The organism is Bacillus sp. CD3-5 (genome assembly GCF_006349665.1).
In the GTDB taxonomy this organism is placed as follows: Bacteria; Bacillota; Bacilli; order Bacillales; family Bacillaceae_G; genus Bacillus_A; species Bacillus_A paranthracis.
This window is the reverse complement of record NZ_VEPX01000008.1, coordinates 82518-106854: the sequence shown is the minus strand read 5'-3', so window position 1 is coordinate 106854 and position 24337 is coordinate 82518. Positions and strand designations below refer to the sequence as shown.

The window sequence follows — 24337 nt, the reverse complement described above, 5'->3', positions numbered from 1 at the left end:
CGATAGAGGTAGGAACCTTTTTGTTTAATCAAATTTTAATTTCTTTAATGCTTCTGCAAATGGGTTATTTAATGGTTCTTCTTCTTTTTTCTGTTGTTTCATATATTTTTGAACGTCACGCTTATCAGCTTTGTTTCCAGATTCTTTTTTACGTCTTTCTTGGAATGTGGATAATTTTTCGCGATAGCCACATTTACATGCAAAGATTTGTCCTGCACCTTCACCACGTAATTCTAACTTCTTCTTACACTGAGGGCAACGAGCGTTTGTTGTACGAGATACATTTTTACGATGACCACATTCACGGTCTTGGCAAACGAGCATTTTTCCTTTTTTGCCGTTTACCTCTAGCATTGGTTTACCGCAATCTGGACAAGACTTCGTTGAAATATTGTCATGTTTATATTTTTTATCACTCGATTTAATTTCAGAAACAATTTCTTTCGTATAGTTCTTCATTTCGGAAATGAATACTTCTTTTTTCAGTTTACCCTTTGCAATTGCCTCTAGCTTTTGTTCCCACTCACCAGTTAGTGTAGGTGATTTTAACTCTTCTGGTACTAAATCAAGTAACTGACGGCCTTTTGAAGTAATGTGAATATCTTTACCACGTTTTTCAATTAAGAATGAATTGAATAGCTTGTCGATAATATCAGCACGCGTTGCTACAGTACCTAATCCACCAGTTGATTTTAACGTATCAGCAAGTTGTTTATTTTGCGTATCCATATATTTTGTAGGGTTTTCCATTGCTGAAAGTAAAGTCGCTTCGTTAAAACGTGCCGGTGCTTTCGTTTGACCTGATGTTTGCATAATTAACTTTACAGTCAATGTATCGCCTTTTTCAATGCGAGGTAAAAGTTGCTCTTTTACGTCATCAGTTACATCATCATCTTCAAAGCGATTTTCATATACTTCCTTCCAACCTGCATGTAAAATTGTTTTTCCGCGTGCAATGAACGTTTCATTGCCGACTTTTGTGCGTAACGTTAGTTGTTCGTATTCGAATGCTGGGAATAAAACAGCTAAGAAACGTTTTACAACTAAATCATAAATTTTACGTTCTTTATCTGTGAAGGCGGAGAAGTTAACGTATCCTTCTGTCGGAATAATTGCGTGATGATCACTTACTTTACTATCATCAACAAATGATTTATTAGCCTTGATAGGCTTTTGTAATACTTTATGTGCTAAGGAACGGTACTCTCCAACACCACATGCTTTTAGACGTTCTGGAAGTGTTCCAACGATATCAGATGAAATATAGCGTGAATCTGTACGAGGGTATGTTAGGACTTTATGTTGCTCATACAATTTCTGCATAATGTTCAATGTTTCTTTCGCAGAGTAACCGAACTTTTTATTGGCATCACGTTGTAATTCAGTTAAATCGTAAAGACCAGGAGAGAATGATTTCTTCTGTTTTTTATCAATTTCCACAACAGTAGCATTATGCTTATCTAAACCTTTTACAATACCATCAATTTTTTCTTTATTGAAGCTGCGGCTATTGCCGTTTGCATCTTGCCAAGTTAGTTTTAACTGATTTGTCGTTTGAGCCTCGATGCCGTAGTAAGTTTGAGCTTTGAAATTCTTTATTTCATCTTCACGATTAGCGATCATTGCGACAGTAGGTGTTTGCACACGGCCGCAATTCAGTTGGGCATTAAAGCGAGTCGTTAAAGCTCGAGTCGCGTTAAGACCGATATACCAGTCAGCTTCTGAACGTGCGACAGCTGAAGCGTATAAATTGTCATATGCTTTACCTGGTTTTAAATTTGCGAAACCATCTTTAATTGCTTTATCAGTAACAGATGAAATCCATAGACGTTTGATTGGTTTATTAACTCGAACTTTATCAATAATCCAGCGAGCAACTAATTCTCCTTCACGTCCAGCGTCTGTCGCTACAATAATTTCATTTACATCTTTTCTAAGAAGCTGACTTTTTACAGCATTAAATTGTTTCCCAGTTTGTTTAATAACTGTTAATTTCAAACGCTCAGGTAGCATCGGTAAATCTTCTAAATTCCACTTTTTATATTTCACATCATAGCTTTCTGGATCTGCTAATGTAACAAGATGACCTAAAGCCCAAGTTACAATATATTTACTACCTTCAAGGTAGCCATTTCCTTTTTTATCGCACTTCAGTACACGTGCAATATCTCGTGCAACGGAAGGCTTTTCAGCGATTACAACGCTTTTTGACATATTTAAAACATCCTTTCAAATTTCCATACGTTAACTATAGCATACATCTTCTTGAGATTCAGTTTCGCTCCATATTTGAACGGTTTTTAATGGGATAACATCTGTTTGAAATTGAATGATCGTGACAGAACATAATATGCACCATGATGAGACTGTGAGAAATAGATAGTTATTATGCGTATTGTTTTATTAGTTGCTTCTATATTAAATAGAAAAGTAAAGAACTTGTTATTTTACTAGAATAAGAGTAGACTTTGAAGTAGAAGAATACTAAACACATGGGAGTTTGTGGATACAAACTGAGAGTATGGCTAGTCTGTCATTGACCATTTGAACCTGTTGGATAATGCCAGCGTAGGGAGAGTGTAAAAGCACATGTTCAGGCACTTTGCGTACGCGCAAAGTGCCTTTTTGTGTATCTCCCATAACTATAGTTAGGAGATGAGAAGGATGAATAGGAAAGAAATTAGTAAAGTAGTGGATTTGGTGAGAGAATCTAGTCCGCTCGTTCATAATATTACAAATGTTGTTGTAACAAATTTTACAGCTAACGGTTTGTTAGCGTTAGGGGCATCGCCTGTAATGGCGTATGCAAAAGAAGAAGTGGCAGAAATGGCTAGCATTGCTGGAGCGTTAGTATTAAATATGGGAACACTTCGTCCGGAAGAAGTAGAAGCGATGTTACTTGCCGGTAAATCAGCAAATGTGAACAATGTACCAGTACTGTTTGATCCAGTTGGTGCAGGAGCAACATCGTATCGAACAGAAGTTGCGAGACATATTCCGGCTGAAATTGAATTAGCGATTATTCGCGGAAATGCAGCTGAAATAGCGAACGTTATTAATGAGAGATGGGAAATTAAAGGGGTAGACGCTGGTGCTGGAAATGGTAATGTCGTAAGTATTGCAAAACAGGCAGCGGATGAATTGAATACAGTTGCGGTGATTACTGGAAAAGAAGATGTTGTTACAGATGGAGAGCGAACTGTTCTCATTCGAAACGGTCATCCTATTTTAACGAAAGTTACGGGAACAGGTTGTTTACTAACTTCTGTAATAGGAGCATTTGTAGCGGTAGAAAAGGATTATGTAAAGGCAGCGGTAGCGGCATTAACGTTTTATGGGGTAGCTGCGGAACTGGCAGCTGCCAAGACGGTGGAAAAAGGACCTGGTAGTTTTCAAATTGAATTTTTGAATCAATTAGCGAATACGACTTCAGGTGATATAGAGAAGTATGGGAAAATTGAGGTTATATAGTAAGGAGGGAAAATAAATGTCACGTATTTCAAAGGCAGAAATGTCTAAGTTATTATCAGTATATTTTATTATGGGAAGTAACAATTGTACGAAGGATCCACTACAAATATTGAAAGATGCACTTGAAGGTGGTATAACAATTTTTCAATTTCGTGAAAAGGGGGAAGGCGCTTTAACGGAAGAGAAACGCATTTGTTTTGCAAAAGAACTACAAGCAATTTGTAAGGAGTACGGTGTACCGTTCATTGTAAATGATGATGTGGAACTAGCTCTCAAGTTAGATGCAGATGGCGTGCATGTTGGGCAAGATGATGAAGGAATTACCTCTGTTCGTGAAAAAATGGGTGATAAGATTGTTGGTGTATCTACACATACAATTGAAGAAGCACGCTGGGCAATTGAAAATGGGGCTGACTATTTAGGTGTAGGACCTATCTTTCCAACGAGTACGAAAAAAGATACGAAAGCAGTGCAAGGAACGAAAGGGTTAGCTCATTTTAGAGAACAAGGAATTACAATACCGATTGTCGGAATTGGAGGCATTTCAATTGAAAATACCGCTTCGGTTATAGAAGCAGGTGCGGACGGTGTTTCAGTTATTTCAGCGATTAGTTTAGCTGAATCTGCGTATGAAAGTACGAAGAGGCTAGTAGAGGAAGTGAGTAACAGTTTGTAGAAGAAGGCTATGTAGTATTAAAACGCTACATAGCTTTTTATGTTTTGATATCGATAGTTAGAAAAAGGGGGAGGATTGTTTGAAAAGGAAACAGTTTATAGAGTTGCAAAATGAGTTGTTTCGTTTATTCGAAAAAAGAGAATTCGAAGCGATTTATAGATGCATAGATAAAGCAAAAAGGGAGTTTCCTGAAAGAATAGAAAAAACTAGTTTCTGGGAAGTGTGTGCACTTTCGGCAGAAGGTAAGTATGAGGAAGCGATTGTTAGTTTAAACGAAGCTTTAGAAAAGGGGATTTGGTGGAATCCACATACACTTATGGGGGATGAAGATTTAAAGGGATTACGAGAGAATGCAGCTTTTAAAATGATAGTGAAAAAGTGTGAAGAAATCTTTAAGAAACAGCAGCTAACAGCCGAACCGAAATTATTTACTTATGGAAATAAAGAGGCGAAGATAGGGTTATTTTCTTTGCATTGGAGAGGATCAAATATAAATGATTTTGCACCATATTGGTGTGAAGAAGAAATACTAAATGAGTATATATTAGGTTTTCCCCGGTCCTCACAAATACATGGAATGAAGTCGTATAGCTGGGATAATCATGAAATAGCTATAAAAGACGTTATGAAAACTTTTAATGATTTTGTAAATAAATATAACTTGGAGGACATAATCATCGCGGGAGCTTCTCAAGGGGGAAATATAGCGATAGAGTTAGCGTTAAAGAATATGTCAGCGACTCAAAAATTTATTGCAGTTATACCTGCTATTCGAGATGTTAAGGAAATTGAAAGTATAGTTGTATCAAATGATATAACGAATGTAGAAGGATATATTGTTACGGGAGACAAAGATCCATTTTATGAAAACACACTTCAATTAATGTCTATGTTTGAGGAATATAATGTGGACTGTAAATTAATTGTGAGAGAAGGTTTGGGGCATCTTTTCCCAGCGGATTTTACACAAATATTAAAGAACATAATGGAAGAATGGACAGTTAAAAATATTTAAACAAACGTTTGATTAAAAAAGCACAAACCCTTTAAAACTTTGGGTTTGTGCTTTTTCTTTAAAACATAATTGAAATTAAGAGCATTCCAATTCCGATAGAAGTGAATGTTGCGATTAGGCCTGGAATCATAAAGCTATGATTTAAAACATATTTACCAATGCCAGTTGTACCAGTACGATCAAAGTTAATGGCAGCAACGATTGTTCCGTAGTTTGGAATGAAGAAATATCCATTTACTGCAGGGAACATCGCGATCAGTAGTGCTGGTGGAATACCGAGTGATAATCCAAGAGGCATTAAAGCACGTACTGTTGCGGCTTGGCTATATAGTAAAATAGATAGAATGAATAATGCGATGGCAAATAGCCATGGCGCACTTGTTACTAGATGCTGAATTGATCCTTGAATCATATTTAAGTTTCCGTTAAAGAAAGTATCTCCCATCCAAGCGATACCGAAAATAGCAACAACTGCTGTTGCCCCCGCTTTAAAGACGTTACCAGACACGATGCTTTCTACATTTGGTTTACAGAAAATAATAATAAGAGCTGCAATCGTTAACATAACCATTTCAATTGTGTTTGGCATGGAAAGACGGGCTAACTTCCCATCAACTATCCATCCTGGACGAAGTACTTCAAATGAACCGAGAAGTACGACAAGAAAAGTTCCTACTAGGAAAAGGATAACTGATAATTTAGCGCCTTTTACACCAACAAATTCTTTTTTCTCTTCAATCTTAGGAATCATTCCTTCTTTTAATCGTTTTAAGTATTCAGGGTCTTCATTTAATTCTTTCCCCATTTTGCTAGCAACAAATGCAGCTACCATACAAGCGATGAAAGTAGAAGGGATACTTACTTTTAAAATATCTAATAAAGTGATTTTATAGTCAGCTAACATTGCTAAAAGTGCAACTGTTGCAGCTGATATAGGACTAGCTGTAATTGCTTGTTGGGAAGCAATTACGGCAATTGACATTGGTCGTTCTGGTCTAATTCCGGATTCGCGAGAGACTTCTGCGATAACAGGAAGTACAGAATAAGCAACGTGACCAGTTCCCGCACAAAGTGTGAATAAATAAGTAACAATTGGAGCAAAGAATGTAATGCGTTTTGGATTTTTTCGTAATGCTTTCTCAGCCAGATGAACAAGGTATTCCATTCCTCCAGCGGCTTGGAGTGCACCAGCAGCTGTAATTACTGCTAAAATCATAAGCATTACATCAATAGGAGGAGCTGTAGGTTGTAAGTGGAAGACGAAAACAAGTATTGCCATACCAACGCCACCCATTACCCCTAGACCAACTCCGCCTAGGCGTGCGCCAATAAAGATGCAGAGTAGTAACGTAAGAAATTGTAGCCAAAACATGATAAACTACCTCCGAAATTCATTAGTTAAGATATATTCGAATAATTTAATTTAAATGAAAATTAAAATAAATACTCAAAACAATCCTTGTGTTATATACATTTTTTATTATATAACACAAGAAATGTAACATTCACGTACTTTGTTAAATTATTTCGAAAAAATAATACATTAAAACTTTGCATTTGCATCTCTAAATAGGTAGACATTTTAATTTTTATGTTGTAATCTTTGATAGAGAATAATGTAATTCTCATAGAACTCCCATATCGTTCAACTCGTTCAGCGAGAAAGGCAAACTGGTGGAAACATTAGGACGCAAAACTACAGGAGCTAAGGCCGAAAGGCTACGCTAGCCAGTTACCGGACGGATAGGGTTGGTCTTGACCAATGCTTTTTCATTGGTCTTTTTTTATTTGCAAACAAATGAGAAACCTTATCAGTTGTTGATAAGGTTTTTATTTTAATAGTTTTCCTTTATATTAAGTTAATTAAGAAAGGTGATGTTGATGAAAAAATATTGGCACAAGCTATCATTTCTTCAAAAGAATGTATTGTTAACTGTGTTAGTTATTTTGACGCTTGTTGGTACTATGGGAGCGTTAAGTTTTAACATGTTTCAAAATAGCATGATGTCTATATTTGAAAGGCATTCTTTTGAAACAGGAGATACGGTATTACATAAATTAGACGAAGAAATAGTGAGAGATGTTACAAAGGATCCAGTGGCACAAAGAGAAAAGAGAGAGAAGTTAACAGAGAAATTAGATGAAGCAACGGAAGAATTGAATAGCGTTGGACAAATCTATATTGTTGGAGCAAAAGAAAATGAAAAAGGTGAGTTACTAATCGTCGACTTGTCTACAGAGTTAGCAAATGTTGTTGAAGTAAGGCCGGGAGAATATTATAAACAACCAGATCTTTGGATGAAAGCATACGATAAGGTAATGAGCACGAAAAAAGCAAACATGACAGTAGTATATGAAGATCTATTAGGATCATGGGTAACGATATTAGAGCCAATTAAAGATGGAGACGGAAATATTGTGGCAATTGTTGCAGCCGATGTAGATGCTTCTATTGTTCCTATTACAAAGGAAAAATTCATTATACAAGGTTTAATGTTTATTTGTATTTCTGTTTTAATTGCAACTGTTATTCAATTCTTAATCGTACGTAACGCACTTGCTCCATTGCGGGATTTACGTGAAGGATTACGCAGAGTTGGTGAAGGTGATTTAAGTATTAAATTAGAGGAAAGACCAGATGATATTGGTATTATTAATGCGTATTTTAATAATAACATCGAGAAGTTTAAAGGAATTATAGATAAAGTGAAGCAGACAGCAGAACAGGTTTCCTCATCTTCACAAGAATTGTCAGTGAGTACGAAAGAAAATAGCATGGCAGTCCAAGGAATCGTAAGTTCTATAGTTGAGTTAAGGGCTGGCGTTCAATTGCAAGAAACGTCAGTACCAAAGTATTTAGATATTGTATATGAAATGGAAGATAGGATGGAAGAGATAACTAATATTGCAAAACAAATGACGAAAGAGTCTGAAGGTACGAAGCATCATTCAGAAAAAGGAAATGGTATTATTGAACAGACGATGAATCAAATGAACATAATACAAAATGCAGTACAAGATTTATCTTCTATCATTTATTCTTTGGAAGTAAGATCAAAAGAAATTAGTGATATTGTAACTGTAATTACAAGTATTTCAAATCAAGCGAATTCGCTAGCTTTACATGCTACTATTGAAGCTTCACGTGCTGAGGAAACTGGAGAGGAATTTGCCGTTGTTGCTGATGAAGTGCGTAAATTAGCAGAGCAGACGGAAGCATCAGCAAAAGATATAGCAAAATTAATAGGGGAAACACAAGCAGGAACGGAAGAAGCTGTTGTTTCAATGCAAAAAACCTCAAAAGAAGTAGAGTCTGGAATGAAACTTGTTGAAAGTAGTGGTGCTTTCTTTGAAAAAATTTCGAAATCAGCACAAACTGTTACCAATCAAGTTGGAGTTGTTTCTAGCAATTCAAATAATATATTGCAAAATAGCCAAAATATTGTTCGTGTTGTAAATGAACTATCACTTATTGCAAATAAGTATGCGAATAGTAGTAGTAATGTTGAAGAAATCATGAAAGAACAGGAAATGTCTGTACAGGATATTGCTGAATTAGCCAGTTCTTTAAGCTGGCTCTCACAGGAGTTACAAGAGTTAATTGGGGAATTCAAAAGTTAAATGAAATGATTATACATGCTTTTGTTTGTTCAATAAAATAAATCATGCTACAATGAAAACGAATTAAGGACCGGGGAGCCAATTGGCTGAGAGGATGTGAGCAAACATCGACCCTCAACCTGATCTGGATAATGCCAGCGTAGGGAGTTACTTAAAGTGATGTAGCATATGTTATTCTATAATAACTTGCATACAAGGCTTTCCTACGCAGTAGGAAAGCCTTTTCTTGTTTTAAAATTTAATTTCATAAGGGGGATTTTATTATGTCACAACAAGTTACAATTTCGTTTTCAGTAGTACCACAAGCAAAGAACAAAGATGTGTATTCTGTTGTTGATAAAGCGATTGAGGTTGTACAACAATCGGGAGTTCGTTATGAAGTAGGGGCAATGGAAACGACGCTGGAAGGAGAATTAGATGTACTTCTTGATATCATTAAACGTGCACAACAAGCTTGTGTGGACGCTGGAGCAGAAGAAGTGATTACTTCTATTAAAATCCATTATCGTCCAAGCACTGGTGTAACGATAGATGAAAAAGTTTGGAAGTACCGTGATGAATATGCAAAACCAGAAGCAATCTAAAATAATTACAGCAATTTGGCTTATCCTTCTCATTGCGATATGGGAAGGATCTGTTTCATTATTTAAAATTGAACCGTGGATTTTACCGAAGCCTTCTGCCATTGTTCAAGAATTAATTGGAATGAAAGATTTACTATTACCGAATACGATGCAGACGCTGCAAGAGGTTATAATTGGACTGTTCTTTGCGATTTTAATTGGGACAAGCATTGCAATTCTTATGGACGTTATCCCTTTATTTCGTATTTTAATAAATCCGTTGCTTGTTATTTCGCAAACGATTCCAATCGTTGTACTTGCACCGTTATTTATTATTTGGTTTGGATATGGAATGCTACCGAAAGTAATGGTAGTCATACTCGTTTGTTTCTTCCCGATTGCGCTTAGCATTTTAGAAGGTTTTCAAACGGTAGATAAAAATATGTTGAAGTTGTTGCAAACGATGAAGGCAACGAAATGGCAAGTTTACCAGAAAGTAAAGTTTCCAGCAGTGCTTCCATACTTTTTCTCCGGTTTAAAAATTGCAGTTACATATAGCGTAATGGGAGCGATTATTGGAGAATGGCTCGGTGCCAGTGAAGGATTAGGAGTTATGCTTACAAGGGCTACGAAATCCTTTTTAACAGCCCGAGTATTTGGTGTTGCAGCAATTATTGTAATGGTGACATTATGTCTGTATTTTATCGTGGAGTTTATGGCAAGAATAACAGCACCATGGATATATAGAAAGGACGGCAGAAAATGAAAAAAGGTTTAAAAGTTATGTTGGCTGCCTTATTAGCAGTAGGTGTAGCTGGATGTAATCCGGCGAAGAAAGAAGAAAGTGCAAGTAAAGATCAAAAAGTAAAAGTCGTATTAGATTGGTTTCCGAATACGAATCATACTGGCTTATATGTAGCACAAGCGAAAGATTATTATGAAAAACAAGGATTAGATGTAGAAATTATTCAGCCTGGTGATAATGTGACGGCGGAGCAAATGATAGCTTCAGGAAAAGCTGACTTCGCAATAAGCGCACAAGAAAATGTAACGTTGGCTCGTGTGGAAGGTATTCCTGTTGTATCTGTAGGTGCGATTATTCAGCATAACACTTCAGCTTTTGCATCGCTTAAGAAAGATAATATGACGTCACCGAAAGATTTTGAAGGGAAACGTTACGGTGGCTGGGGAGGACCAGCGGAAGAAGCGACATTAAAGACAATTATGGATAAGCACCAAGCCGATTTTAATAAAGTTGAAAAAATCATTTTAGGACAAACAGATTTCTTTAAATCAATTGGTCGTGATGCAGACTTTGAATGGATTTATTACGGATGGGATGGAATTGAAGCGAAGCGCCAAGGAAAAGAGTTAAATACGATTATGGTGAAAGACTTAGATCCAGCACTTGATTTCTATAGTCCTGTTATGATTACGAGTGAAAAACATACGAAGCAAGATAAAGACTTTGTGAAAAAGTTTATGAGTGCAACGGCAGAGGGTTATAATTTTGCAATTAAAGAACCGAAAGAAGCTGCCGATATTTTAATTAAAGCTGTTCCAGATGTAAATAAAGATTTAGTACAAGAAAGTCAAAAATGGCTAAGTAAGAAGTATCAAGATGATGCAAAAGCGTGGGGAGTACAGAAGGAAGAAGTTTGGACGAATTACATGAATTTCTTATATGATAACAAAGTTATTAAGAAGAAAATCGATGTGAAAGATGCCTTTACAAATGAGTTCCTTCCAAGTGAAAAATGAGTGGATTACAAATAAAAGATATTGTGAAATCTTTCGATGGCAAGAATGTATTAGCAAATATTAGTGCTTCTATACGAGAGGGAGAGTTCGTTTCCTTTGTAGGACCGAGTGGTTGTGGGAAAAGCACACTATTAAATATGATCGCAAATATTGAAAATCCAACAAGTGGAAGTGTAACGTATAACGATAAGCAAATGCAAGAGCAAGATGTTGTAAGTTATATGCCGCAACAGGATTTATTACTACCGTGGCGATCAGCTTTACAAAATATCGTTCTTCCGTTAGAAATTGAAGGGAAGCCGAAAAAACAAAGGCTGACAGAAGGAATGGAAGCATTAAAGCAGTTTGAACTAGATGAATATGCAGACCATTATCCAGATGAATTGTCTGGAGGGATGCGTCAAAGAATTAGTTTTCTGCGCACATATTTATGTGAAAAGCCAATTATGCTACTTGATGAGCCTTTTGGTAAGTTAGATGCTTTTACAAAAATGGAAGTACATAGCTGGCTTTTAAACTCTTGGCACCAAGAGAAGCAAACAATCGTTATGGTTACACACGACTTAGATGAGGCAATCTTGCTTTCGGATCGCGTATTTATTTTATCTCAAAGACCAGCATCAATAGTTGGCGAGGTACAAGTGAAATTACCTAGACCGAGAACGATGGATATGTTAACATCACTTGAGTTAAAGAAGGATAAGGAAGAAATTTTGAGAGTATTAGCTCCTTATATGAAAAAATAGAAAAAGTCTTTTAACAGTTTTTGGTATAATTACTGTTAAGAGGCTTTTTTTTAGGGGGAGAAAGATGAAATCTATAGAGCAAATAGTTGATTCGTTAACAGCTGATAATCTTGAAGAAGGAAAGTCCTTATTAAAAAATTATATTTTATTAATGAAGTATGGTATGGAACATCATGAATTAAAAGAAGAAGAAATGATAGAAGTTTTAAAGTGGGTTCAAGGCCGGGATCAATTGAGAAAAGGTGTACCAGAATTATGTGATTTACATTTAGTTAAAAAGTTTCAAGCATTATTAGATGAATTTATTCATTCTATAATTACAAATGGTTATGTGGAAGATGCGGTAGAAATTCTAGAGAGTGTATTAAAAAGTATGGGAGCAGTCGCTCATATTGTAAAAATTATGTTTGTTGGCAAAAGGAAAGTTAATAGAAATTCTTTAGAAATGGTAGAAGAGTTAAAACGAGAGTGCTACAACTTAATGGAAAAGCGTGCTGCTGTCGGGTTGCATGCTCAAATCTTTCACGTTTTAGGTTTCGTTCATTCGATTCAGTTTGATTTAGAAGAAAGGTCACAGGAACATGGGCGAAGTGTAATAGGATTTTTAACAGATTTTAAAACGAATGAATTGAAGTCTGTGCAACAATTTCAAACTGAAGATCATATCCCAGAAGTGAAAAATATAGTGAGTAAAGAGTATGGGATAGAATTACAAAGAAGAATTTATATGTGGAAATCGTTAACAATTATCTTTACAAGTCCATATGCATTAGAAAAGATGTATAAAGAAATTTATGCAGAGAACGATAAAACGGAGAAGGAACAAAAAGAACAATAGAGAATAGAATATAAAAGAGTAGTTTATACTCTTAATATAACAAATGTTAAAGGAGTGAAAGGATAAAATGACTTTATCAACTGTTCTTCAAATGGTTTTAGCTTGATATGGGAGAAGTCTGCCCATTTTTATCGATTAAGCTAAATTGAAGACAGCAGGTAAAGAACCTTAATCCTTTCTTACGATAATATGTAATGGGTAAGGTGTATTCACCTTACCCATTTTTTATATGCACAATTAAATAAGGCTTTATACTGTTGCTCTCTCTATTTAGCTTATGAATCATAAGTAAAGGAGAGAAAATAATGAGTATATTAACGGTAGAAAATTTAAGTCATTCGTATGGTGAGAAAACCATTTTATATAATGCATGTTTTCGAATATTGAAGGGCGAGCATGTTGGGGTAGTAGGGCAAAATGGAATTGGAAAATCAACATTGCTAAGGATTTTAACAGGAGAACTTATACATGATGATGGGAACATTGAATGGTTTCCGCATGTGAAGGTAGGTTTCTTGCAGCAGCATATGGATTTACAAGAAGGGATGACAATTGAGGGATACTTGCAAAGTGCATTTGCTGATTTGTATGCGATTGAATACGAAATGTTAAAAATTGCTGAAGAAATGAATGGAGCAGGAGAAGTAGAAAAACTGTTAGTAAAGTATGGAGAATTACAAACTATATTGGAAAGCTCTAATTTCTATCACATTCATACAGAAGTTGAAGAAGTAGCAATCGGTTTAGGATTATTTGAAATAGGGCTTAAAAAGGATGTTTCAAAGTTAAGTGGAGGGCAGCGAACAAAGTTATTACTTGGGAAGCTCCTTTTAGAAAAAGCTGATGTTTTATTGTTAGATGAGCCAACAAACTATTTAGATACAGCTCATATAGAATGGCTGCAATCGTATTTGAGACTGTATGAAAAAGCTTATGTAATCATTTCGCATGATGAACTATTTTTGAACAGTATTACAAATGTTATTTTTCATCTAGAAGGAGGAAAAGTGCAGCGATACGTAGGAAACTATGAAAAGTTTGTGCAAAGTTACCAATTGCAAAAGAAACAATTACAATCGGCGTATGCGAAACAACAAAAAGAAATCTCTCAGTTAGAAATATTTATTCAAAAAAATAAAATTCGAAAAGCGAAACAGGCTAAAAGTCGAGAGAAAGTATTAGAGAAAATGCAAAGGATTGAAAAGATTCATTCTGTAACTCGATCCCGTTTTGATTTCAATGTTTATGAGGAGCCGGTGAGTCGTATATTGCAAGCTGAGAAACTAAGGATAGGTTATAGTGATCCTTTATGTCCAGAGTTGAATTTACAAGTGAAAAAAGGAGAAAAGATAGCGATTATTGGTCATAATGGAATTGGAAAAACGACGATGTTAAAAACATTATTAGGTCAAATTAAGCCGCTAAGCGGTTCAATTTCTGTTGGAGAACGAGTAAATGCTGCTTATTTTGCCCAGGAAGAGTTTGCTTCAGAAACAACACCCTTAGAGAAAGTTTGGGCAGAACGACCAGATATGACAAAGAAAGAAGTGCGCCAAGCATTAGCAAAGTGTGGATTGCAAGAAGAACATGTATTAAAACCTATTCGTTTATTAAGCGGAGGAGAACAAACGAAAGTACGTTTATGTGAACTTATCGTAAAGAAAAGTAATGTTTTAATTTTAGATGAACCAACTAATCATTTGGATCTAGAAACAAAGAAGGCGTTGCAGGAAGCGCTACAACGATATAAAGGAACCGTTTTACTTGTATCACATGAGCCTTCTTTTTATGAAGCGTGGATAACAAAAGTGTGGAATATAGAAGAATGGAACGCTGAACAATATGAATAAAGAAAAGGCATTAGCTTGTATAAGCTAATGCCTTTTCTTTGTGATTAACATGATTTTCGAGAACTCTTACATGAGAATTGTATGAAGAAGCACTCTTATGGTGCGCTTATAAGCGTGCTTTTTCTTTTGTTATGTTTATATTTATAATAATACTAGATGCCTTTCCCTAATAGGCGACTATCCTTCTTTATGTATATATAGATAGTTTGAAATGGAATGAAAATAATTCCTATATGTAAAGGATAATGTGATTAGTATAGGAAGACAATAGAGCTTAAAGGAAATTCATGTAAAATTCAGGTGAACTTCACACGAACTTCATATTGTAAACTAAATATAGTTATAATAGGTTATTATAATGTTGATTTGTGATTTTTCATAAAATTAAAAGTTTGAATTTAGGAGAGAGGAATCAAACCTAAATTCAAACTTTAGTGAAATAATTATTGGAAGTTACGTTTAGTTTTCGCTAATGGATGGATTTACAAGTTCAGCAGGAGTGCCTGTTCCTGCTCCTCCGATTGTAATCGATCCACCAGGAGGAATTTCACCATTCCATCCTGCATTCGTAATTACGTAATGATTATTTATTTTACTACTAATTTTAGAATCCCAAACTTGTGTTAAATTGCCGTTATAATCAAATTCTAATTTCCAGTTTTTAATAGAGGTCGTTCCACTATTTTTAATTACAATCGAGAAGTTGTAACCACTTCCCCAATTTGAAGTGACTGAAAAGGTAGCATTGCTATTTCCACCAGGAGGTGTTGTGTTAGCATCATCTGTTTTTACAATAATAGAAGTAGGCTGTGATTTATTCCCAGCAGCATCTTTTGCTAGTATTGAAAATGTGTATTCTGTATTGGGTTTTAAGTTTTTAATTGCAATGCTATTTGTTGTTGTACTCCACTTCTCTTCTCCAGCAGTAATTTCATATTCCGTAACTCCTACGTTATCAGTAGGTGCCGTCCAGTTTAATTGAACTGAGTTTGAATTTTTATTTGTTACAGCAATATTTTTTACGTTTGTTGGTGGCTCAATATCTTTTTGAGTAATAGGTCCACCTAGTAATTCTTTTACTAACGTATCAAGTAATTTTGGTCCACTACAACTATATTTTGGACTTGTGCGACAGTCACCACTAAGCTCCCAAAACATTGCACCACTTAAACCTTTTGTCTTTATATAGTCTGTTTTATATTTCATAGATTCGTTGTCATCATAGCTAATAAACGTGCCCGTAGTCGCATTATATAAATAAGGTACTTTTGCTACATCGTTCCAATAGCGAACAAAACCATTTTTATTAACATAATTAGCTGCTAAATCACCATAATCGTACACACCTGTGTCACCGGTAGAATAATCATCCCAAGTTCCTTTAGAAGCGAGCTTTCCATCACTACCTGGTTTACAAGGTTGGTATTGTCCGTTATTTTCTTTTCCACAACTTTTCCACCCGCGTCCGTAAAATGGTACACCTAATACGAGTTTATCTGCTGGAACCCCTTCATTTGTATAAATGTCTATCGCACCATCTACGTAAAAATTCGTATCCGCTGCTGGGTCATTTGGATCTTTGTATAGAGCTGCATTATGATTAGAAGTAGCTTCCCATCCACCGTGGAAATCATATGTCATAATATTAATCCAATCCAGTATTTGAGAGATTTTCTTTAGCTCTGTATGATCAGCATAACGTTGGCTTGCACCTGATGCAATTGTTAGTAAATATTGTTTACCATCTTCTGCACCAGCTTTCGTTAATGCATTTCGAACATCTTGAAGGAGTAGGGTGAAGTTTTGCTTATCTTCAGGGCGATAACTACCACCAGGAATCGTTTCTACGCCTGGATATTCCCAATCTAAATCAACGCCGTCAAATCCATATTCGCGTAGGAAATCGACTGTAGAATCAGCGAATACTTTTCTTGTTTTTTCATCAGCGGCCATGTCAGAAAAGCGGTTAGACCAAGTCCAGCCACCAACGGAAATAATTGTTTTTAGGTGAGGATACTTAGCTTTTAATCGTTTCAGTTCGCCGAAATTTCCGCAGCGTGCGTATTTATCACAATCTTCCCAAGTTGTACCTGAGCCAGGATAAGATTTTGTGACATCAGCCCATGGCTCACCGAGTACGAGAGTACCATTAGGGACCTCTTTATTTTGCAGTGGTACACCAGATTCTTTACAGTTCCACGTTTGTTTATTTGGATTATCAGGGTGAGTAGAAGGATTTCCATGTTTTCCATTCCAGCAAATATCAGCGAAAGCATAGTTTAAATGAGTTAGCTTTGATGCATCAATATCTGCAACTTGATAATTACGTCCGTAAATGCCCCATGAAGGAAAATACCCAACAATTTTTTGACTTTGCTTTTGTGAATCTGCTAATGCGACATTGGGAGTAATAAAGTTTGTGAGAAAAAGAGGTAAGAAGAGTAGTAGGGATAGTAATAGCAGTGTGAATTTTTTTGATTTCATAGCCATTTCTCCTTTCAAAATAAAAGATATATTTAAAGGCATGCGCCAATAAATCAAAATGAATCTAGATGAAAATGATCAGACATCACGAAGTCTATACAAGGAGCTGAAGCTGATTAAATCGTAGCAAATGTAAGATTTGGTGTAAACGCTTTATTGAATTCGAAAAGACTTTCTCAATATGAAATGGCTCTAATACAGATTGCACATGAAAATAAAATATCGATTAGAGAGGAAAGGGCTTCTTGGAGTTAAATTTGAGAAAAAATTGTATGAGGTCAATTTGTAATAGCGTAGCAAGATAATGAAATTTCATGTAAAATAATAGTAAAAATATGTAAGGGAGGGAGTAATGTGGATGTCTTTTTGAACATTGCTGAAGAAAAAATTCGACAAGCAATACGGAATGGAGACCTTGATCATATTCCGGGAAAAGGAAAACCACTACAATTAGAAGACCTTTCAACGGTACCTCCAGAACTGAGAATAAGTTATAAAATTTTAAAAAATGCGGGCATGATTCCACCAGAAATGGAACTACAAAAAGATATATTAAAAATAGAAGACTTAATTGCGTGCTGTTATGATGAAGCAGAGAGAAAAGAATTACAAGAAGAGTTAACAGCAAAAATGCTTCGTTTTCAGCAGGTAATGGAAAAGAGAAAGATTAAAGATAGTTCAGCTTTTCGTATGTATCAAGGTAAAGTATTTAGTAAATTACGCTAAGAGGGTAACTAACTGTTACGATTTATTTAACCAATTATAACGAAAGTTAATTAAATATATCAGTCAGCCCTGCTAGTCAAGTGATTGGCTAGTAGTGAGGGTTAACTGCGGGCAATCCCTAAAGCTGATTGAACTACAACGTGGCTAGAAATGGCGAGCGTGAATGTCGCGAAAGCAGAAAAAATCAATCAGATCGTGCAAGGTTAAACCCTAAACACTAGAACAATGGGTCTTCCGCCTCGAATCATCTAAGTCAAAAGTGATAAGATGAACGTTCAACGACTATCTCGTATAACTGACGAGAGTACATCACAAGCCTATGGTGGTGGAAAAATCCTCTATCTCTAAAGAGATAAACATATAGTCTGCGCTCATGTGAAAACAGGAGAAGTTCATAAGAGAACTGGCTAAGGAATTGCGCCCTTAGTTGAACGAGATACATTTAATTAAATCTATCAAACTTTAATGAATCTATCGAACGTATGTGTTATGGTGGATTCAATGAAGTGAGAATATTAATGAAATTTTTACGAGTTAGTTAAGTATCAGAATTAACAGGTTTGTATTCGAGTAGTCTTAGGAGAATGCTGGTGGAACACGCTACGATTCAGAAGAACAAATCTTTCATTAAAGGAGTTACATTCTGATGATATTGGCGAAGAAAGTCAGACTGATTCCAACGCCTGAACAAGAAAAAGTGCTTAGAAACCATGCTGGTGCTGCAAGATTCGCTTATAACTATTGTAAAAGAATGAGTGATAGATACTATAAGCTATTTGGAAAATCTGTTTCACAGTTAGCTTTACAGAAACGATTTACAAAGATCAAGAAGCGAAAGAATTATGAGTGGTTAAAAGACATCAACGCACAAGTTCCCAAACAGGCTTCAAAAGATTTTGATAAGGCAAGGAAGCATTCGTTCAAAAAGTACAAAAATGGTTATCACACTTCTTATAAATCTAAAAAAGATGTAATCCAAGGATTTTATGCCAATTATGAAAGGCTGATTATAGGAAAGAAAGTAGTTCATATTCAGTCTATTGGAGAAGTGAAAACAAGCCAACAACTACCAAGAAATAAAAAACCATCCAATCCAAGAGTTACATTTGATGGTCGTCACTGGTGGATTAGTGTGGGGTTCCAAGAAGACTTTGAATCACAAGAACTAACCAATGAGTCAATCGGTGTGGATGTTGGTTTAAAAGAGCTGTTTGTAGCTTCTAATGGTACGAAAGAACGAAATATAAACAAAGACGCCAAGGTTAAAAAACTTTTGAAAAGGAAAAAGTCAGCGCAAAGAGATATGTCTAGGAGATTTAAAAAAGGTGTGAAAATTCAATCTGTCGGATATGAAAAAGCAAAAATCGAGCACCTGCGGTTATCTAGGAAAATTATGAATATCCGAAATAACCATATCCATCAAGCAACAGCTAAATTGGTGAAAACCAAACCAATGAGAATTGTTGTGGAAGACTTATCTATCTCAAACCTGTTAAAAAACAAAAAACTATCGAAAGCATTTTCATTTCAAAAATTAAACTTCTTCTTTCAATGTTTATCATACAAGTGCGAGAAGTATGGCATTGCGTATGTAAAAGCTGATAAATGGTTCGCTTCAAGCAAGATTTGCTCATGTTGTAGAGTTCAATACGACCATTCAGTTCAACCAGAAGGACAGTGGAGTTTAAAAATACGTGAGTGGTGTTGTGCTTCATGCAATAGCCATCATGATAGGGATGTAAATGCTGCGATAAATTTATCAAGATGGGTAAAATAAATGCTTGATAATAGGAGGTAACGATACTGCCTCGTGTGGAGTGTTATACCCCTCGTCCCTTCGGGGTTGCGAGAACGCGATGAAGCACTAACTTGTATAAATTTGATTGAATTGTATAGATTTAGTTAAGTTTATCGTATCGGATAAGATGAATACATTTGAAACGATAGAAGAATTAGCAACATATGTTGAAGAACAACAATTAGTACTGCTCTTTATTAAAACGGAAAATTGTGGTGTCTGTGATGTTATGCTAAGAAAAGTAAATGGTCTATTAGAGAATTATGATTACGTAGAGAAAGTAGAAATATTACTACAAGACATGCAAGAAATTGCAGGGCGATATGCAGTATTTACAGGGCCAACAGTTTTATTATTTTATAATGGAAAAGAGATCCTTCGTGAATCGCGCTTTATTTCACTTGAAAATCTAGAGAGAACTATTCAATTATTCGAAGATTAAGGGAGGTTTTTATATGGAATTTATTATTTTCATACTATTATTTGTTGTAGTTGTAACAATCTTAACAGCAGTTCGATCAAACAAAAAGAAGGTAAATCTTACAAAACAAAATAACATTCATAACTCATCTAACAACTCATCACCATTATTTTTCTTTGCGGGATCTGATAATGATAGCTCGCATGGAGTTTCACATGATTGTGGAGGGTCTTCTGGTGGAGAAAGCGGAGGCAGCTGCGATGGTGGCGGAGGTGGCGGTGATTGATGAAAATGCGCCTTATATAGGCGTATTTCTTTTTAAAACAAACGTTTGATTAGTTGGCTTACATATGCATAAAAACAGTTAAACAAACGTTTGATTAATATTTTTAACGTACTAAGGGGAATAGAAATGAAAAGGGAACCGAAAGTGAAAAACAAGGGGAAAGTAATGTTATTTTTATTAGCTGCGGGAGGCGTATTTCTTGTTAAATTAGGATTTAAAATTGGAATCATACATATGATTCGAACATGGTTTGAAAGTACGTTTTCTTAAATAAGGAATATAGCCTCTTGCGATAGAGGTTTTTGATTTGTTATTATTAGACTGAACGGTCGGTTTAAAGAGGTGTGAATATGAGAAGAAGTGCAGAAGAGATAAAGAAAGAAATTGCATATAAAGCAGAAAGTTTGTTTTCACAGAAGGGCTATGCAGCTACATCTATGGAAGAGATTTGTGAAATTACAAAGCGAAGTAAAGGAAGCATTTATTATCACTTTAAAAGTAAAGAAGAATTATTTTTATTTGTAGTAAAGCAGCATACGTATGATTGGCTTGAAAAATGGAATGAAAAAGAGAAGTTGTATAGTACGAATACTGAAAAACTATATGGTCTCGCGGAATATCATGTCGAGGACATACAGCAACCAATTTCAAATGCAATAGAGGAATTCTCTATGAGCCAAGTTGTAAGTAAAGAGATTTTGGATGAACTATTAGCTTTAACTAGAGAATCGTATGTTATGTTTGAGAAACTAATTGAAGCAGGCATACAGTCTGGAGAGTTTCGTGAAGATAATACGCGCGATCTTATGTATATTGTGAATGGATTATTATCAGGGCTTGGAGTACTTTATTATGAGTTAGATTATAAAGAGCTACAACGTATTTATAAAAAGGCAATAGATGTATTGTTAAAAGGAATGGCAGCTGAATAATAAGTCAGTTGCTTTTCTATAAAATAAATTAGACCGAACGGTCGGTTTATGAAAGGGGAATGAAAATGAACGCTTTATTTAAAAACCGAGCATTTATGCTCGTTATGGCGTCTGATATTTTACAACAATTTGCAATTTGGATCAGAAATATGGCCCTTCTATATTTCATAATGGAGCGAACGAATAATGATCCAGTTTCCGTTTCATTGTTATCGGTTATGGAATATGCACCTATTTTTATTTTCTCGTTTATCGGTGGTGCGCTAGCTGATCGCTGGAATCCGAAAAGAACAATGGTCGCTGGAGATGTGTTAAGTGTACTATCTATTATAGGTATTGTCTTGTTGTTAAAGCTGGATTATTGGCAGGCTATATTTTTTGCAACACTCATTTCCGCAATTGTAGGTCAGTTCTCTCAGCCATCATCTTCGCGTATATTTAAGCGCTACGTGAAAGAAGAACAGATAGCAAATGCGATTGCATTTAACCAAACATTACAGTCATTATTTCTGATTTTTGGACCAGTGGTAGGATCGCTTGTGTATACACAACTTGGTTTATTTACGTCACTATATAGTTTAGTCATTTTATTTTTGTTATCTGCTATCGCCCTTTCGTTCTTACCAAAATGGGTTGAAAAAGAGCAAGTGGCGAGGGATTCATTAAAAAATGATATAAAAGAAGGGTGGAAATACGTTCTTCATACAAAAAATTTACGTATGATTACGATTACTTTCACCATTATAGGCTTAGCTGTTGGACTAACGAATCCATTAGAAGTGTTTCTTGTAATAGAACGGCTTGGAATGGAAAAGGAAGCAGTTCAATATTTAGCCGCAGCTGATGGGATAGGTATGTTAATCGGTGGTATTGTTGCTGCAGTTTTCGCTTCAAAAGTGAATCCGAAAAAGATGTTTATATTCGGTATGAGCATATTAGCGATGTCATTTTTAGTAGAAGGGATATCTACATCATTTTGGATTACTAGTTTCATGAGATTTGGAACAGGTATTTGTTTAGCTTGTGTTAATATCGTTGTCGGTACGCTTATGATTCAACTTGTACCAGAAAATATGGTCGGGAGAGTAAATGGAACAATTTTACCGCTGTTTATGGGGGCAATGTTAATCGGAACTTCACTAGCTGGAGGATTGAAGGAGATGACCTCACTAGTTACTGTATTTTGTATAGCGATGGCACTTATTTTATTTGCTATAGGACCAGTTCTACGCATGCAAATAAATAAAGAAGATGTCGCGAATAAAGAGGAACTAACAAGTTCGTTAGCCTCGAAATAACTATTGTAAGGGAGCAAAACTGCTCCCTTTTTTGTGGTAGTCTTTTGACAATGAAATGTACCGATTATATACTAATGTTGTAAAAACGATTTTACATGTTAGGAGAAAAGATGTGAAAAATCAAATTTATGAATTACGCACTGAAAATAATATTTCACAAGGTGCATTAGCTGATAAATGTAAAGTTTCAAGACAAACGATAAATGCAATTGAGAATAATAAATATGATCCAAGCTTAGCATTAGCTTTTCGTTTAGCGGAAGTATTAGGAACAACTGTTGATAAACTATTTTTGTATAAGATGTAGCGTCTTTCATTGTGGGACGTTATTAATAAAAGTATAGAAAAGATCCTCTTCTTATGTGGAGGCCACTGAAAAAGTGGTTGCTTTGAAAAAATAACACATATTTCATCAATATGTTGAAATTAAAAAGGATCCCGTCATCTGTATATAGTAGGTGATGGGATCCTTTTTCTTATGAAGTGGAGTTTTTCAGTGCCCTCCTTATGTGAAGAGGATCTTTTTCTTATAGTGTTTTAGTCTTTTGATTAGGTGGTGTAACGGATGTATGATTTTCTGGAACTCTAGTTAGTAAGAATCCCCCGATAAGGAATAGTACAATAATGCTAAGGACACCAGCGTTTGTTTTTCCGGTTAATTGCGTTGTAACACCGACTAATATTGGACCCATAATCGCGGCAAACTTGCCAAATATGTTATAAAATCCGAAGAATTCATTTGCCGATTCTTTAGGTACTAGTTTTGCAAAATAGGAACGACTAAGTGCTTGAATCCCGCCCTGAGAAGTAGCAACTAGCATTGCTAAAATCCAGAAATCGAGTGTCGTTTTTAAGAAATAAGCATATGTGCAGATAATGATATAAATAATAATACCGACATATAGCATTTTTTTACCGGTAAATGTTTCTGATAGTTTTCCATACAATAAAGCGAATGGACAAGCTACAATTTGTGTGACAAATAATATGATTAATAGATTTGTTGCACTAATACCGAGATCTGTTCCGTAAGCGGTGGACATAGTAATAATTGTATCGACCCCATCAATATAGAAAAAGTAAGCAATTAAGAACATAAAGACCGTTTTATATTCTTTAATATTTTTAAAAGTATCAGCAAGGCGTTTGAAGCTCATTGTAATTGGTCTTGGGTGACGTTCAATATAGTGCGTTTGTTCTACGTTTTTTAGCATTGGAATTGTAAATAATCCCCACCAAAGAGCTGTGATCGCAAATGAAATTTGACTAGCAATGCCAACTGATAAAGGGATAATTCCTTTTTGAGCAAGAATGATAAGAGCGATACAACCGATAAATGGAATAGTACTCCCAATATAGCCTAAGGCGAAACCTCTCGTAGAAATTCGATCCATTCTATCTTCAGAAGTGACATCTACTAAAAATGCATCATAAAAAATATTTGCTCCAGCAAAACCGACTAATGCGAGCATATAGCATCCTAGTAATAAGTACCACTGAGATGTTGGGACGACTGCTAGCATACTTGTAAACACGATACCGAGTCCAAAGAAGAATGTGAAAAATCGTTTTTTAAATCCTTTATAATCAGCAACTGTGCCGAGAATAGGAGCAAGTATAGAAATTAAAAGTGTTGCGAACGAGTTTGCATATCCCCAATATGCTGTTGAAGTTGCACCAGATAACCCGGCTTCTTTTGCAGCTGCTTTAAAGTAAATTGGGAATAATGCGGTTGTAATGACGAGCGAATATACGGAGTTCGCCCAATCGTATAATATCCAGCTTTTTTCTTGTCTGGACATTTTTTTCATATAATGTTCCCCCTCAAATTTGTTCTACTAACAGTGTACA

At 35.5% G+C, this 24337-nt stretch carries 22 protein-coding genes, 1 pseudogene and 3 riboswitches; of the genes and pseudogenes, 19 read left to right on the top strand and 4 right to left on the bottom strand.

Annotated features, from left to right (window positions below; translation table 11 throughout):
- Positions 1–24: 24 nt before the first annotated feature.
- Complete coding sequence (topB, locus tag FH036_RS16675) at positions 25–2214, bottom strand: DNA topoisomerase III (RefSeq protein ID WP_138322524.1); 2190 nt, start codon at positions 2212–2214, stop codon at positions 25–27.
- Between the two features lie 268 nt (positions 2215–2482).
- Positions 2483–2592, top strand: a riboswitch (TPP riboswitch).
- Positions 2593–2664: 72 nt separating this feature from the next.
- On the opposite strand from topB, the gene thiM reads away from it, so the two are divergent.
- From thiM to FH036_RS16655, 3 genes are all read left to right on the top strand, one after another.
- Positions 2665–3471 carry a hydroxyethylthiazole kinase gene (gene thiM, locus FH036_RS16665; RefSeq protein WP_070805145.1) on the top strand — a complete coding sequence of 269 codons (807 nt, stop codon included), beginning with the start codon at positions 2665–2667 and terminating at the stop codon, positions 3469–3471.
- A 16-nt stretch (positions 3472–3487) separates the two neighbouring features.
- Entirely contained in the window at positions 3488–4147 is a 660-nt protein-coding gene (gene thiE / locus FH036_RS16660; protein WP_044790816.1) for a thiamine phosphate synthase, read from the top strand.
- Between the two features lie 79 nt (positions 4148–4226).
- Positions 4227–5162, top strand: coding sequence for an alpha/beta hydrolase (locus tag FH036_RS16655; RefSeq protein WP_044790815.1), 936 nt, complete (start codon positions 4227–4229; stop codon positions 5160–5162).
- Between the two features lie 58 nt (positions 5163–5220).
- Here the strand turns inward: FH036_RS16655 and FH036_RS16650 are convergent, their stop codons facing one another.
- Positions 5221–6534, bottom strand: coding sequence for an anaerobic C4-dicarboxylate transporter family protein (locus FH036_RS16650; protein WP_000498726.1), 1314 nt, complete (start codon positions 6532–6534; stop codon positions 5221–5223).
- 283 nt (positions 6535–6817) lie between these two features.
- Positions 6818–6902: riboswitch (cyclic di-GMP riboswitch) on the top strand.
- A 141-nt stretch (positions 6903–7043) separates the two neighbouring features.
- On the opposite strand from FH036_RS16650, the gene FH036_RS16645 reads away from it, so the two are divergent.
- From FH036_RS16645 to FH036_RS16615, 7 genes are all read left to right on the top strand, one after another.
- Positions 7044–8783 (top strand): methyl-accepting chemotaxis protein, encoded by a 1740-nt coding sequence (locus FH036_RS16645; protein WP_044790814.1) that lies wholly within the window; start codon positions 7044–7046, stop codon positions 8781–8783.
- A gap of 61 nt (positions 8784–8844) precedes the next feature.
- Positions 8845–8946: riboswitch (TPP riboswitch) on the top strand.
- A gap of 100 nt (positions 8947–9046) precedes the next feature.
- Positions 9047–9367, top strand: a complete 321-nt coding sequence (locus FH036_RS16640) for an MTH1187 family thiamine-binding protein (RefSeq protein ID WP_000082897.1) — start codon at positions 9047–9049, stop codon at positions 9365–9367.
- Entirely contained in the window at positions 9339–10112 is a 774-nt protein-coding gene (locus FH036_RS16635; protein WP_001057149.1) for an ABC transporter permease, read from the top strand. Before FH036_RS16640 ends, FH036_RS16635 begins: the two co-directional genes overlap by 29 nt.
- Positions 10109–11107 (top strand): ABC transporter substrate-binding protein, encoded by a 999-nt coding sequence (locus tag FH036_RS16630; protein ID WP_000715548.1) that lies wholly within the window; start codon positions 10109–10111, stop codon positions 11105–11107. Before FH036_RS16635 ends, FH036_RS16630 begins: the two co-directional genes overlap by 4 nt.
- Positions 11104–11853, top strand: a complete 750-nt coding sequence (locus FH036_RS16625; protein WP_000016058.1) for an ABC transporter ATP-binding protein — start codon at positions 11104–11106, stop codon at positions 11851–11853. Before FH036_RS16630 ends, FH036_RS16625 begins: the two co-directional genes overlap by 4 nt.
- Positions 11854–11917: 64 nt before the next feature.
- The gene (locus FH036_RS16620) at positions 11918–12691 is read left to right on the top strand and encodes a hypothetical protein (RefSeq protein WP_000835397.1); all 774 of its coding nucleotides are present in this window, start codon (positions 11918–11920) and stop codon (positions 12689–12691) included.
- 305 nt (positions 12692–12996) lie between these two features.
- Positions 12997–14541 carry an ABC-F family ATP-binding cassette domain-containing protein gene (locus FH036_RS16615; RefSeq protein WP_139896010.1) on the top strand — a complete coding sequence of 515 codons (1545 nt, stop codon included), beginning with the start codon at positions 12997–12999 and terminating at the stop codon, positions 14539–14541.
- Between the two features lie 459 nt (positions 14542–15000).
- Here the strand turns inward: FH036_RS16615 and FH036_RS16610 are convergent, their stop codons facing one another.
- The gene (locus FH036_RS16610; RefSeq protein ID WP_139896009.1) at positions 15001–17025 is read right to left on the bottom strand and encodes a glycosyl hydrolase family 18 protein; all 2025 of its coding nucleotides are present in this window, start codon (positions 17023–17025) and stop codon (positions 15001–15003) included.
- Positions 17026–17379: 354 nt separating this feature from the next.
- Between FH036_RS16610 and FH036_RS16605 the strand changes: the two genes are divergently transcribed.
- The 9 genes and pseudogenes from FH036_RS16605 (at position 17380) to FH036_RS16570 (ending at position 22793) form a co-directional block, all read left to right on the top strand.
- Complete coding sequence (locus FH036_RS16605) at positions 17380–17751, top strand: DnaJ family domain-containing protein (RefSeq protein WP_139896008.1); 372 nt, start codon at positions 17380–17382, stop codon at positions 17749–17751.
- Positions 17752–18269: 518 nt separating this feature from the next.
- Positions 18270–18379, top strand: a pseudogene (locus tag FH036_RS27735) (IS607 family transposase); the annotation flags it as partial.
- A gap of 18 nt (positions 18380–18397) precedes the next feature.
- Entirely contained in the window at positions 18398–19528 is a 1131-nt protein-coding gene (locus FH036_RS16600; protein ID WP_139896007.1) for an RNA-guided endonuclease InsQ/TnpB family protein, read from the top strand.
- Between the two features lie 148 nt (positions 19529–19676).
- Complete coding sequence (locus FH036_RS16595; RefSeq protein ID WP_001091219.1) at positions 19677–19991, top strand: thioredoxin family protein; 315 nt, start codon at positions 19677–19679, stop codon at positions 19989–19991.
- Positions 19992–20004: 13 nt separating this feature from the next.
- Complete coding sequence (locus FH036_RS16590; RefSeq protein ID WP_139896006.1) at positions 20005–20256, top strand: hypothetical protein; 252 nt, start codon at positions 20005–20007, stop codon at positions 20254–20256.
- 126 nt (positions 20257–20382) lie between these two features.
- A complete protein-coding gene (locus tag FH036_RS16585) occupies positions 20383–20526 on the top strand; it encodes a hypothetical protein (protein WP_000817976.1) in 144 nt (47 codons plus the stop codon).
- Between the two features lie 80 nt (positions 20527–20606).
- Entirely contained in the window at positions 20607–21188 is a 582-nt protein-coding gene (locus tag FH036_RS16580; RefSeq protein WP_139896005.1) for a TetR/AcrR family transcriptional regulator, read from the top strand.
- A gap of 65 nt (positions 21189–21253) precedes the next feature.
- On the top strand, positions 21254–22486 hold the full coding sequence (locus tag FH036_RS16575) for an MFS transporter (protein ID WP_139896004.1): 1233 nt from the start codon (positions 21254–21256) through the stop codon (positions 22484–22486).
- Positions 22487–22541: 55 nt separating this feature from the next.
- Positions 22542–22793, top strand: a complete 252-nt coding sequence (locus FH036_RS16570) for a helix-turn-helix transcriptional regulator (protein ID WP_002078892.1) — start codon at positions 22542–22544, stop codon at positions 22791–22793.
- Between the two features lie 220 nt (positions 22794–23013).
- Here the strand turns inward: FH036_RS16570 and FH036_RS16565 are convergent, their stop codons facing one another.
- Positions 23014–24297, bottom strand: coding sequence for an MFS transporter (locus tag FH036_RS16565; RefSeq protein ID WP_139896003.1), 1284 nt, complete (start codon positions 24295–24297; stop codon positions 23014–23016).
- Positions 24298–24337 lie beyond the last annotated feature (40 nt).